The sequence below is a fragment of the Marinobacterium arenosum genome (genome assembly GCF_019795155.1).
GTDB lineage: Bacteria > Pseudomonadota > Gammaproteobacteria > Pseudomonadales > Balneatricaceae > Marinobacterium_C > Marinobacterium_C arenosum.
In genome coordinates, this window is sequence record NZ_JAILYN010000007.1 from 53,902 (window position 1) to 66,797 (window position 12,896).

Consider the following 12,896-nt stretch of genomic DNA (forward strand, 5'->3'; position numbering starts at 1 on the left):
GGTGGCTACATCGGTATTGGAGCCATGATTGGTCGCCCTCGGAACGGGCTGCTACGGATCACGGAACCCTGTAGCAGCGGGCTTGGCATGCCCTTTGGGTACCGACCGCGATGGGGTTGGCCGATTCCGGTGGGTGTCGCCCGCGGAGCGGGCTGCTACGGATCACGGAACCCTGTAGCAGCGGGCTTGGCATGCCCTTTGGGTACCGACCGCGATGGGGTTGGCCGATTCCGGTGGGTGTCGCCCGCGGAACGGGCTGCTACGGATCATGGACCCCTGTAGCAGCGGGCTTGGCATGCCCTTTGGGTACCGACCGCGATGGGGTTGGCCGATTCCGGTGGGTGTCGCCCGCGGAGCGGGCTGCTACGGATCACGGAACCCTGTAGCAGCGGGCTTGGCATGCCCTTTGGGTACCGACCGCGACGGGGTTGGCCGATTCCGGTGGGTGTCGCCCTCGGAGCGGGCTGCTACGGTACGAGCCCTGTAGCAGCGGCTTTAGCCGCGACCGTCGGAGGCTACATCGGTATTGGTGCCATGATCGGTCGCCCTCGGAGCGGGCTGTTACGGCACGGGCTCTGTAGCAGCGCCCCAAGGGGTCAGGAAGCCACCGCCCGGGCGCTGGCGATCACCTTGTTGATCATCGCCCGCAATGCCGCCGGCCGGATCGGCTTGGTCAGCAGCTGGGCGCCGTAGTCGTTGATTTCGCTTTTCACCTCGTCGGTGCGGTCGGCGGTGATCACGATCGCCGGGACCGGCGTCGACCAGAGGTCGGCCAGGTCGCGCAATGCCATGATGCCGGTATGGGTGGCGCTGAGGTGGTAGTCGGCCAGGATGATATCCGGCTCGAACGGCGACACCTGGCACAGCTCGCGCGCTTCCTCGCCCGACAGTGCGGTGATCACCTCGCACGACCAGCCCTGCAGCAGTGCAGACATCCCTTCCAGGATCTTCGGCTCGTTGTCGATCACCAATACCCGGATGCCGTGCAATCCCTTACTGCGGATCCAGCCGCGCTTCTCCGGCCGGGCCTTGGCGGCCAGTGCCGGGTCGCCCAGCGGCACGTCGATACTGAACACCGTGCCCTTGGTCGGCCAGGAGCGCACATCGAGACGGTGGTCGAGCATACGGGCGATCCGCTCGGTGATCGCCAGCCCCAGGCCAAGCCCCTGCACCTGGCTGTGCTTCGGGTTGTCGATCCGTTTGAACTCCTCGAACACCTCGCGCAGTTTACTGTGCGGGATGCCGACGCCGGTGTCCCAGACCTCGATGCGCAGCTGGTCGCCGCGCCGGCGGCAGCCGAGCAACACGCCGCCGTGCTGGGTATAACGGATGGCGTTGGACAGGAAGTTCTGCAGGATGCGGCGCAGCATTTGCTGGTCGGAGCGGACCACCAGTTTGCAATCGACGCAGCGGAACTTGAGTTGCTTGTCCTTGGCCAGGGCGTCGAAATCGGAACTCAGCTGAGTCATCAGGTCGCCAATGGCGAAATCGCTGATCGACGGCTCCAGCGCGCCGGCATCCAGCTTGGAGATATCCAGCAGCGCGGTGATCAGTTCCTCTGCCGCCTTCAAAGAGCCGTCCAGGTTGTCGACCAGCTGGCGGGTCTCGTCGCTGTGGCTCTGCTGGGCCAGCGCCGAGGTGAACAGCCGGGCCGCGTTAAGCGGCTGCAACAGGTCGTGGCTGGCGGCGGCCAGGAAGCGGGTCTTGCCGAGGTTGGCGGCTTCCGCATCGGATTTGGCCTGACGCAATTCGTCCTCCATCAGCGCGCGGATGGTGTTTTCCTTGCGCAGCTCCTTGTTGACCACCGACAGCGCATGGGTGCGCTCTTTGACGCGCAGTTCCAGGTTCTCGTTGGTCTCCTGCAGCGCCTCTTCCGCCTTGCGTCGTTCGGTGATGTCCTGGTACAGGGTGAAGTAGCCGAGTACGTCGCCATATTCGCCGATGTGCGGAATATAGGTGACCTCGGCGTAGCGTCGTTCGCCGTCGCGTACCGGCAGCGCCAGTTCGAAACGCTGGCGACGGCCTTTCAGCGCCTCCAGGATATAGGGGCGGCGGATCGCGTAGTCGGCGGCGCTGAACTGCTCATAGCAGGGCACGCCGGCGATATTGTGGCGGTCCAGTTCAAAGGCCTCGGCGTAGGCCCGGTTGACGAACATGAAGCGCTGCTCGCTGTCCAGGTAAGCGATCAGCACCGGTACGTTATCGGTGTAGATACGGATGTTCTGCTCGCTCTCACGTAACGCCTGCTGGACCTTCTTGTGGTCGGTGATATCCATGTAGGTGTTGACGTAGCCGCCATTCGGCATCTCGTTGCCGCGCACTTCCAGTACGGTACCGTCAGGACGTTGACGCTCGTAGCTGTGTGGCTTGCCGGAACTCATGATCTGCATCCGGCGCTGTACCTGGTTGTCCAGGTTGCCGGGACCGTACTCGCCCTTGATGGCGTTGTAGCGGAAGATCTCCTCGATTGGACGACCGACGCAGATCAGCCCCTCCGGGTAGTCGAACATGGTGACATAGCGGCGGTTCCAGGCGACCAGCCGCATCTGCTGGTCGACCACGCTGATCCCCAGGCTGATGTTCTCAATGGTGGATTGCAGCAGCGAGCGGTTGAAGCGCAGCGCCTGGGAGGCCTCGTCGACGATAGTCACCACGTCGCCGATATGCATGTCGCGGCCGCGCAGGGTCGAAGCCAGTACGATCCGGGCCGAGGAGGCGCCGATCACCCCGGCCAGCAGGCGTTCGGCGAACTGGATCAGTTCCGGGGTGGCCCGGTCGCCGGAGATTGGCGGCTCTTCGCCGCGCTGCAGCGCGAAGCTGGAGAAGGCGTGCTGGGTTCGGCTCTGGCCGAGGAAACGCTCGGCCAGCACCTGCAGGTCGCCGACGGTGACATTGTTGTACTGGCGCAGGGTTTCGGTCAGGTTCTGATCGTAGACGTCGACGAAGGCGCTGGCCTGGATCCGGTCGACCAGCCGCAGACTGGTGTAGTGGGAGACCAGCAGGTACAGCAGAATATTGACGCTCAGACTCCAGAACACGCCGTGGCTTAGTGGGTCGAGCTGGTCGAAACCGAACAGCGCGGTTGGCATCAGCCAGCCGGGGCGGTCATCCAGCGGCAGGGCGCCGGCGATCAGTCCGGCCTCGGTCATGGTCGGGATCAACAGGGTATAGAGCCACAGGCTGAAACCGCCGATCAGGCCGGCCAGTACCCCCTGGCGTGAGCCGGCTTTCCAGAAGATGCCGCCGATGATCGCCGGCAGGAACTGGGCCACCGCGGCGAAGGCCAGCAGGCCAAACGAGGCCAGGTTGCCCTGATCGCCGAGAATCCGGTAGTAGAAGTAGGCCAGCAGCATCAGGCAGAAGATGGTGATTCGGCGGACTTTCAGCAGCAGGCCACCCAGATCGCGATTTTCCGACAGCCGCAGCCGCGAGATGCGCAGCAGCAGCGGCATCACGATATCGTTACAGACCATGGTCGCCAGGGTGATGCTGGCGACGATCACCATGCTGGTGGCCGCCGACAGACCACCGATAAAGGCGAAGGTGGCCAGGTCCGGCGAGGCGTTGGCCAGCGGCAGCATCAACACGAAGGTGTCGGCGTCGACCTGATTGCTGTCGAACTGCAGGCTGCCGGCGGCGGAGATCGGCAGCACGAACAGCGAGATCAGGATCAGGTAGAGCGGGAACAGCCAGCGGGCCAATTTCAGGTCGCTGGCCTGGGTGTTTTCGACGATAGTGACGTGAAATTGACGCGGCAGGCAGATCACCGCGGCACAGGCCAGCAGGGTCTCGGTGATGAAGCTGTCGGTCAGCCAGTTGGAGAACTTCTCGCTGTAGCTCAGCTGCAGGCGGATATTGAACAGCGTTTCGCCGACGCCGTCGAACAGCTCGAAGGCGACGAACAGGCCGATCGCCATGAACGACGCCAGCTTGATGATCGATTCGAAAGCCACCGCCAATACCAGCCCCTGGTGGTGTTCGGTGGCATCGATCTGGCGGGTACCGAACAGGATCGCGAATACCGCCATCAGGATCGCGACGAACAGCGCGGTGTCGGCACCCAGGTCGAGGGTGCCTCCCTGCGTGGCGGTCAGGGCGTTGAAACTGATCGCCACCGCTTTCAGCTGCATGGCGATATAGGGGATGGTGCCCATCACCGCCAGCAGCGTCACCATCACCGCCAGCGACTGGCTCTTGCCGTAGCGCGACGAGATAAAGTCCGAGATGGTGGTGATATTCTGCTGCTTGCTGATCAGGATTATCTTTTCGATCAGCCGCCAGCCGAATATAAATACCAGCACCGGCCCAAGGTAGGTGGCCAGATACTCCCAGCCATTGGTCGACGCACGGCCAACAGCGCCGTAAAAGGTCCAGGACGAGCAGTAAACGGCCAGCGAAAGGGAATAGATAATCGGTTTTCCGCTGTTGTTGTTACTGCCGTACTTGTCGCCGAAGTAGGCGATTGCAAACAGCAAGCCCAGATAGGCGAGCGAGATCAGAATAATGGACCAGCCGGATAACATGTCGACAAAAACTCCTGCTTGACGGTGCCGGATAGTACGTCTTCAGGCACCATGAAAACCAGTCTACTGGTCCTGTAATACCTTTGTATAGCTTGTTGTGGCCGAATCCATTTTCTATGTTTGCTGTCGGGCGGCAGCCCAGGCCACGCCTGGGTTCGGGCGTTTTGTTCGAGATTGTTGACAACCTTGGGCGCGGCGGGGCGCGACTAAAGTCGGGCTTCTCCGATATAGGCGGTCTGATAGTCTCGATAGGGCCTGTTTTTATGCCTACTACCTAATAACAAAAAAACGGATGGTGCCATGTCAATCAGCAACGATCAGGCGCAAGCTTACTGGAGTGAGAACTTGCGCATCATTATGACCTATCTGGCGATCTGGTTCGTGGTCTCTTACGGCTGCGGCATCCTGTTCGTCGAACAGTTGGACGCAATCCAGTTCTTCGGTTTCCCGCTGGGGTTCTGGTTTGGTCAGCAGGGGTCTATCTTCGTCTTCGTCGGTTTGATCTGGGCTTATGTAGCCAGCATGAACAAACTGGACGAGAAGTATGACGTTCACGAATAAAAATAATAACGATTAAGGACGGCAGTCATATGAGTCTCGACTTACTTACCTACCTGTTCATCGGGGGCTCCTTCGCCCTCTATATCGGCATCGCCATCTGGGCGCGTGCCGGCTCGACCAAGGAGTTCTACGTGGCGGGCGGCGGTGTACCGCCGGTGGCCAACGGGATGGCAACCGCGGCGGACTGGATGTCCGCGGCTTCCTTCATCTCCCTGGCCGGTTTGATCTCCTTCATCGGCCGTGACGGTTCCGCCTACCTGATGGGCTGGACCGGTGGTTACGTGCTGCTGGCACTGCTGCTGGCACCTTACCTGCGTAAGTTCGGCAAGTTCACGGTGCCGGACTTCGTCGGTGACCGCTACTACTCCAGCACCGCGCGTACCATCGCCGTGGTCTGCACCATCGTCATCTCCTTCACCTACGTGGCAGGCCAGATGCGTGGTGTAGGTATCGTGTTCTCCCGCTACCTGCACGTCGACATCAACACCGGCGTGGTGATCGGTATGGCGATCGTGTTCTTCTACGCGGTACTGGGCGGCATGAAGGGGATCACCTACACCCAGGTGGCGCAGTACTGCGTACTGATCCTGGCATTCACCGTGCCGGCCTTCTTCCTGTCCGCGCAGATCACCGGCCATATCCTGCCGCAGACCGGCCTGGGGGCGACCCTGGAATCCGGCCAGTCGGTACTGGCGACGCTGGACAAGCTGTCAATGGACCTGGGCTTTGCGCAGTACACCGCCGGTAAGAAATCGACTATCGATATCTTCTTCCTGACCGTTGCGCTGATGTGCGGTACTGCGGGCCTGCCGCACGTAATCGTACGCTTCTTCACCGTACCGCGCGTCAAGGATGCACGTACCTCTGCCGGCTGGGCGCTGATCTTCATCGCCATCCTGTACACTTCGGTACCGGGCGTTGCTGGTTTTGGTCGCGTTAACCTGATCCAGACCATCAACGGCGCTGACAATGCGGGCACCGAGTACAGCCAGATGCCAGTTTGGTTCAAGAACTGGGAGAATGCCGGTCTGCTGGCGTGGAACGACCGTAACGGTGACGGCAAGGTGCAGTATGCTGCCGGTGCGGCGTTCGAAGGCAAAGGCGGTAAACCGTCCTTCACCGATGAGCGTGGTGAGAACAACCAGCGCCTGACCAGCAACGCGATCGCCTCGGCTGATTTCGATGCCGGCAAGCAGCCATTCGCCAACGAAGTCTACGTCGACCGCGACATCATGGTACTGGCCAACCCGGAGATCGCGCAGCTGCCGAACTGGGTTATCGCGCTGGTCGCGGCTGGTGCGGTCGCGGCGGCACTGTCCACCGCGGCGGGCCTGCTGCTGGTAATCTCCACCGCGATCTCGCATGACCTGATGAAGAAGACCATCAACCCGAACATCACCGACAAGCAGGAGCTGATGTATGCCCGCCTGGCGGCCATCGTCGCGATCTGTATCGCCGGTTACTTCGGGATCAATCCGCCGGGCTTCGTGGCCCAGGTGGTGGCGTTGGCCTTCGGTCTGGCCTGTGCGTCGGTATTCCCGGCCATCGTCATGGGTATCTTCTACAAGCGGATGAACACTCAGGGCGCTATCGCCGGTATGCTCACCGGTCTGGTCTCCACCGTGCTGTACATGTGGTACTTCGTCTGGGGCGGCGGCACGCCGGATGAGTACTTCATGGGTATCTCGCCGGGTGGCTTCGGTACCGTGGGTATGATCCTGCACTTCGTCGTGGCCTTCGTGGTTGCCAGCATGACGCCGGAACCGCCGAAGGAGATTCAGGATATCGTGGAAGATCTGCGTATCCCGCGCGGTGCCGGTACAGCTCACGCGCACTGATCCGCGCCTGAGTTACCCGTAAAAGCTGACAAGGCACACCGGCGCGAGCTGGTGTGCCTTTTCTCTTTATAGGAGTCGGAAAGGATATGCCTACCTCATTCAAGATGGAAAACATGCCGTTCAGCCTGCTGAGCGAGCCGGAGCAGAACCTGCTGCGTTCCAGCCTGGATATCGGCTATTACCAGCGTGGCGAAGTGATTCTGGCCGCCGGCGACGAACCCGAAGGGGTTTATATCGTGCTGAAAGGGCGGGTTAGCGAGAGCGAGGCCCGCGACGACAGCGCCGAGCAGACCCAGCATGTGTTCGTGCACTATACCGATGAGGACTACTTCGGCGGCTGGTCGGCAATTCGCGGCCGGGCGATCCATAACTTTATCGCCGAGGAGGAGACCATCTGTCACATCCTGCCGACCAGGGTGCTGCTTGAACTGGTGTCCAGCAATTCGCTGTTTGCCGATTACTTCCAGCAGAACCTGGCCGCCAAGTCGGAGATCGTCGCCCAGCACGGCGACCAGGATATGACCGAATTCATGCTGGCGCGGGTATCGGACGGCTTGATCCGCGAGCCGTTGATCGTGCTGGAGGGTACCACCATCAAGGAGGCCACCGCGCTGATGCAGGAACGCAAGGCCGACTGCGTGCTGGTGCGCAAGGGCAATCGTTACGGCATGATTACCGGCACCGACCTGCTCAATGCGGCGGTGCTGTGCGAAAAGCCGCTGGACTCGGATGTTGCCGAGATCGCATCCTACCGGCTGATCTCCACCACCCCGGACGACTACCTGTTCAATGCCTTGATCATCATGACCCAGCAGCAGATCGAGCGGGTGGTGGTGATGGCCAAGGGCGAGCTGCAGGGGATCGTCGAGCTGACCGATGTGCTCAGCTATTTCTCCAGCCATAGCCATGTCATCGGCCTGCGCATCGAGCGCGCCTCGACCGTCGAGGATTTGAAAGAAGCGGCGGCGGGGCTGAACGACCTGATCAAGGCGTTGGTGTCGCACGGTGTCAAGACCCGCTTCGCGATGGACCTGCTGGCGGCGATGAACGGCCGCATCATGGCCAAGCTGTTCGATCTGATGATTCCGCCGGATATGCAGCCGCACGTCTGCCTGATCGTGATGGGCTCGGAGGGGCGTGCCGAGCAGATCATGAAGACCGACCAGGACAACGCCCTGATCCACCGTGACGGGCTGGACTGGCCGGAGATGTTGCCGACCATGCAGCGCTACAGCAAGACGCTGATCGAATTCGGATTTCCACCCTGTCCGGGCAACATCATGGTGTCCAATCCGCAATGGGTGAAGTCGCTGGGCGACTGGACCCAGATGCTCGGCGACTGGTCGGCCCGTTGCGATGGCGATTCACTGCTGAACCTGGCGATCGCCGTCGACGGCAAGCCGGTGGCCGGCAACCCGGCAATCTTCAAGGCGGGCCGTAACTGGTTCCTGCGCCACCTGCGCAATAATGATCTGTTTTTCTCACACTTCGCCAAGGCATCGCTGGAGTTCGATACCCCGCTGACCTTCTTCGGCAACCTGAAGGAGAAGGGCGAACTGGATATCAAGAAAGGCGGCATCTTCCCGATCGTGCACGGCGTGCGCACCCTGGCGCTGGAGCACCGGATTCTGGCCACCAATACCTTCAAGCGGATCGAGGCGCTGGTGGAGGCCGGCCAGATGGAGCAGAAACATGCCAAGGATCTGGCCGAGGCGCTGAGCCTGTTTGTCGAGTTGCGGCTGCGTCAGCAGATCAAGCGGGTCGACAGCAGCGAGGCGGGCATAGACCAAACGCCTAATATCATCGAGCTGCAATCGCTGAATAAAATGGAGCGAGACCTGTTGCGCGATGCCCTGCATATCGTCAAGGGGTTCAAGAAGCATCTGGCGCTGAGATACCACTTGGGGAGCTGAGCGGATGATCATTCCGAAAACGATCAGAAAGTTCAAAGAGCGTATCGACCATCGGAGCGGCCCTTACGGTTATTTGTTTCAACCCTACGACGGCGACGAAGTGGTGTCGCTCGATTGCGAAACCACCTCGCTGGATATCAAGAAAGGCGAGATCCTGTCGATCGGCGCGGTCCGCATCAAAGGCCGTAAGGTGATGACCAGCGAGCGGCTGGATATCAAGTTGCAGCCGCCCGAGTCATTGAGCGGCGACTCGATCAAGATCCACAAGTTGCGCGCCAGTGACCTATGTGACGGCATCACGCTGGACGAGGCGCTGGACCAGGTGCTGGAGTTTGTCGGCAACCGGCCGATCCTCGGCTATTACGTCAACTACGATATGCGCATGCTGGAGAAATTCATCCGGCCGCGCTTCGGCTTCGGTCTGCCGAACAAGGCGATCGAGCTGTCCCATGTCTACCACGACATCATCAAATGGAAAGCGGTGGGCGGTAATGTCGACCTGCGTTTCGACACCATCGCCAGTCAGCTTGACCTGCCGATTCTCGAGCGTCACACGGCGCTGGGGGATGCCATCACCGTGGCCCTGATGTATGTGCGACTGAAATATGGCGAGGCGCCGGCAGCACACTATTAGTCGTTGCCCCGTTGTTCGCCTTCTCGGCCCTGCCATCGCGTCACATTACCGTCGACCTGAATCGGTGATTAATCTAAGGGCGCGATGCGGGGCGGAATCTGCTATTCTGGCCAGCCGGCTGGCGCCGGCTGTGATCCCGTCTGTAGAGCGGCCATCCTGAACGGCGGTTTAGGATGTTGGCTTGATGCTTGCATAAGACTACTTTCGATAGGGTTAAACAGCTGTTTTAAGCCAATTTATTGGCGTTATGGGGCGTTGTCGGTCTTGATGGGCGGGTGTTGCTCTCTATAATGTCAATTAATTGCCGAATTTAGGGGGCGGAATGGTCGATCGTGCGGATATAAACAGTGTGCTGGCGCAGATGCGGGCGATCCGGGCACAGATGGATCCGACCAGCACCATCCAGCCGGTACGCGCTGAACCGGATCTTCGCGCAGAACGGAGCAGCTTTGGCGACCTGTTGAAGAATGCGGTCGATAAAGTCAACGAGACCCAAACCGAAGCCAAAAAATTGTCGGTTGCCTATGAAAAAGGGGATCCGACCGTGGACCTGCCCGAAGTAATGATCAGCATGCAGAAAGCCTCGGTTTCCTTCCAGGCGATGGTTCAGGTGCGCAACCGGCTGGTAACGGCGTACGAAGATATCTCCAAAATGCCGATTTGAATATTGCGGCTGTTGTTAATTCCAACGGGTGAGTGGCGCGAGTTAGTTGATGGCGGATAATCCGGCAAAACTTGGTACTGATAAAGGCAATCCGGTTATCGGATTCAACCGCCTGGGCATTGTACGCCAGGTAGGCCTGATGATCGGTCTGGCTGCCAGTATTGCCATCGGTTTCGCCGTGGTGCTCTGGTCCCAGAAACCCGAGTACCGGGTGCTGTTCAGCAATCTCAGTTTCGCCGACGCCAACCAGGTGATCGAGCAGCTGCGCCTGTATAACCTGCCGTATAAATTCGATGCCGATGGTCGAGCGATCCTGGTGCCGCAGGAGCAGGTGCACCAGGCGCGACTGCGGCTGGCGGCGGAAGGCTTTACCGCCGACAAGACGGTCGGCTTCGAACTGCTAGACCAAGAACAGGGGCTGGGTACCAGCCAGTTCATGGAAACCACCCGTTTCAGGCGAGGCCTGGAAGGGGAGTTGTCACGCACCATTGCCAGTCTGATCTCGGTACGCAGTGCCCGGGTCCACCTCGCGATCCCAAAAGAATCGGTGTTTATTCGTGACGCGCGCAAGCCGCGCGCGTCGGTGTTCGTCGAGCTGTTTGCCGGCCGCAAGCTGGAGCGTAACCAGGTGGCGGCCATCGCCAACCTGGTGGCGTCCAGTATCCCCGAACTGGACGCCAAGGATGTCACCGTGGTCGACCAGCGCGGCCATCTGCTGAACACCCGCGAGATTGACGGCGACGTGGTACTGGCCGCCAAGCAGATGGAGTACACCCGCAAGGTCGAGGAGACGCTGCTTAACCGGGTCAACAGTATTCTGCAGCCGGTGGTTGGCATGGGTAAGTTCCGTGCCGAGGTGTCGGCCGATATCGACTTTACCGAAGTCGAGCAGACCGACGAGATGTTCAACCCGGACCTGCCGGCGCTGCGCTCCGAACAGACGCTGGACGAGAACCGGGTAGGCGGCAATGCGCCGGTCGGTATTCCCGGCGCCCTGTCGAACCAGCCGCCGGGCGCTTCGGCGGTGCCGGAGGAGGCGGTCGGTGAGGGGGCTAACGCGGTCGCCAAGGCCCAGGCCGGCAGTAGCCGTAAGCAGGCGACCCGCAACTTCGAGCTGGATCGTTCGATCAGCTATACCAAGCATCAGCTGGGCCGGGTGCGTCGTCTGACCGTGGCGGTGGTGGTGGATGACCTGAGCGCCCTCAATTCGCAGAGTGGTGCGGTCGAGCGTCAGCCATGGAGCGAGAGCGAGCTGGAGCGGCTGCGCGTGCTGGTCCAGGATGCGGTGGGCTACTCGGCGGTACGTGGCGACAGCATCAATGTGGTGAACTCGCCGTTTGTGCCGCCGGAGATGGATGTCGTCGAGGACGCGCCTTTCTGGATGCAGGACTGGTTCTGGGATGTGGTGAAGCAGGTGCTGGCGGTGCTGTTCGTGCTGCTGCTGGTGTTCGGCATCCTGCGGCCGATCCTGCGTTCGCTGGCGGTCACCGGTACCGAGGGCAAGGTCACCGGGCTCGGCGCGGCCGGTGATGTAATGGCCGAACTGGAAGGGTTGGAGGAGGCCGGCATCGCCGACGACCAGATTACCTTCGGCAGCGACGAGGGGTTGCTGCCGACCCCCAATCAGAGTTTCGATTATCAGATCAATGCCATTCGCAGCCTGGTGGCCGAAGATCCGGCCCGGGTGGCGCAGGCTGTAAAACAGTGGGTCGCAGAGGATGAGTGACGACGCGGAAAGCTCCATCGTGGGGCTCAGCAATGTTGAAAAAGCAGCCATCCTGCTGATCAGTCTGGGCGAGTCGGACGCGGCCGAAATCCTCAAGCATCTGGGGCCGAAGGAGGTGCAGTTGATCGGCGAGGCGATGGCCAAGCTCGACAACGTACCCCAGACCCGGGTCGAGGCGGTGGTGGGAGCCTTTATGGACCAGGTATCCGACCAGACCGGTATCGGCATCAACAACGACCGCTACATCCGGGCGATGCTGAACCAGGCGCTGGGTGAGGAGAAGGCCAAGACCCTGCTCGACCGGATCCTGATGAACACCAATACCTCCGGCCTGGATACCCTGCGCTGGATGGAGCCGCGCCAGATCGCCGAGATCATCCGTTTCGAGCACCCGCAGATCCAGGCGGTGGTGATCGCCTTCCTTGATGCCGACGTGGCGGCCAATGTGCTGTCGTTCTTCGATGAGAAAGTGCGGCTCGACGTGCTGATGCGTGTGGCGGCGCTGGATCGGGTGCAGCCGCAGGCGTTGCAGGAACTGAACGATATTCTCGAGCGCCAGTTCAGTGGCGGTGCCGCCGGCAGCCAGTTGGCGTCGCTGGGCGGCGTGCAGTCCGCCGCCAATATCATGAACTTCATCGATTCGTCGGTCGAAGTGGAGATGATGGAAGGCATCAAAGAGGTGGACGAGCATCTGGCAACCCAGATCCAGGACCTGATGTTCGTATTCGACAACCTGGTCGACGTGGACGACCGCGGTGTCCAGGTTATCCTGCGCGAAATCTCCACCGACGTGCTGGTGGTGGCGTTGAAAGGGGCCGAAACCGCCCTGCAGGAGAAGATTTTCCGCAATATGTCCAAGCGTGCCTCCGAGCTGCTGCGTGATGATCTGGAGGCGAAAGGGCCGGTACGGGTCAGCGAAGTGGAAGAGGCCCAGAAAGAGATCCTCACCGTTGCCCGTCGCCTGGCCGACGAAGGCGAGATTATGCTCGGCGGCAGTGGCGAGGAGATGATCTGATGAGCGCGTTGAACGGCTGGTC

General features: G+C 60.9%; 8 protein-coding genes. 7 read left to right on the forward strand and 1 reads right to left on the reverse strand.

Annotation, left to right across the window (positions count from 1 at the left end; all coding sequences use genetic code 11):
• Window positions 1-596: 596 nt before the first annotated feature.
• Window positions 597-4,523 (reverse strand): hybrid sensor histidine kinase/response regulator, encoded by a 3,927-nt coding sequence (locus tag K6T12_RS04990; protein WP_222220082.1) that lies wholly within the window; start codon window positions 4,521-4,523, stop codon window positions 597-599.
• 300 nt (window positions 4,524-4,823) lie between these two features.
• Between K6T12_RS04990 and K6T12_RS04995 the strand changes: the two genes are divergently transcribed.
• The 7 genes from K6T12_RS04995 (at window position 4,824) to fliG (ending at window position 12,874) form a co-directional block, all read left to right on the forward strand.
• Window positions 4,824-5,084, forward strand: coding sequence for a DUF4212 domain-containing protein (locus K6T12_RS04995; protein ID WP_222220084.1), 261 nt, complete (start codon window positions 4,824-4,826; stop codon window positions 5,082-5,084).
• A 29-nt stretch (window positions 5,085-5,113) separates the two neighbouring features.
• The gene (locus K6T12_RS05000) at window positions 5,114-6,922 is read left to right on the forward strand and encodes a sodium:solute symporter family protein (RefSeq protein ID WP_222220086.1); all 1,809 of its coding nucleotides are present in this window, start codon (window positions 5,114-5,116) and stop codon (window positions 6,920-6,922) included.
• Between the two features lie 86 nt (window positions 6,923-7,008).
• Complete coding sequence (locus tag K6T12_RS05005; RefSeq protein ID WP_222220088.1) at window positions 7,009-8,835, forward strand: putative nucleotidyltransferase substrate binding domain-containing protein; 1,827 nt, start codon at window positions 7,009-7,011, stop codon at window positions 8,833-8,835.
• Between the two features lie 4 nt (window positions 8,836-8,839).
• Window positions 8,840-9,469: a 3'-5' exonuclease gene (locus K6T12_RS05010; protein ID WP_222220089.1), complete on the forward strand. Its 630-nt coding sequence runs from the start codon at window positions 8,840-8,842 to the stop codon at window positions 9,467-9,469.
• A gap of 322 nt (window positions 9,470-9,791) precedes the next feature.
• Complete coding sequence (gene fliE, locus K6T12_RS05015; RefSeq protein WP_222220091.1) at window positions 9,792-10,133, forward strand: flagellar hook-basal body complex protein FliE; 342 nt, start codon at window positions 9,792-9,794, stop codon at window positions 10,131-10,133.
• 49 nt (window positions 10,134-10,182) lie between these two features.
• Window positions 10,183-11,859: a flagellar basal-body MS-ring/collar protein FliF gene (gene fliF, locus K6T12_RS05020; RefSeq protein WP_222220093.1), complete on the forward strand. Its 1,677-nt coding sequence runs from the start codon at window positions 10,183-10,185 to the stop codon at window positions 11,857-11,859.
• Window positions 11,852-12,874 (forward strand): flagellar motor switch protein FliG, encoded by a 1,023-nt coding sequence (gene fliG, locus K6T12_RS05025; RefSeq protein ID WP_222220095.1) that lies wholly within the window; start codon window positions 11,852-11,854, stop codon window positions 12,872-12,874. Before fliF ends, fliG begins: the two co-directional genes overlap by 8 nt.
• Window positions 12,875-12,896 lie beyond the last annotated feature (22 nt).

What these genes read in the sequence shown, in the direction of transcription:
- K6T12_RS04990 (WP_222220082.1), bottom strand. Translation starts at nt 4,523, where the DNA reads ATGTTATCCGGCTGGTCCATTATTCTGATCTCGCTCGCCTATCTGGGC.
- K6T12_RS04995 (WP_222220084.1), top strand. Translation starts at nt 4,824, where the DNA reads ATGTCAATCAGCAACGATCAGGCGCAAGCTTACTGGAGTGAGAACTTG.
- K6T12_RS05000 (WP_222220086.1), top strand. Translation starts at nt 5,114, where the DNA reads ATGAGTCTCGACTTACTTACCTACCTGTTCATCGGGGGCTCCTTCGCC.
- K6T12_RS05005 (WP_222220088.1), top strand. Translation starts at nt 7,009, where the DNA reads ATGCCTACCTCATTCAAGATGGAAAACATGCCGTTCAGCCTGCTGAGC.
- K6T12_RS05010 (WP_222220089.1), top strand. Translation starts at nt 8,840, where the DNA reads ATGATCATTCCGAAAACGATCAGAAAGTTCAAAGAGCGTATCGACCAT.
- fliE (WP_222220091.1), top strand. Translation starts at nt 9,792, where the DNA reads ATGGTCGATCGTGCGGATATAAACAGTGTGCTGGCGCAGATGCGGGCG.
- fliF (WP_222220093.1), top strand. Translation starts at nt 10,183, where the DNA reads ATGGCGGATAATCCGGCAAAACTTGGTACTGATAAAGGCAATCCGGTT.
- fliG (WP_222220095.1), top strand. Translation starts at nt 11,852, where the DNA reads ATGAGTGACGACGCGGAAAGCTCCATCGTGGGGCTCAGCAATGTTGAA.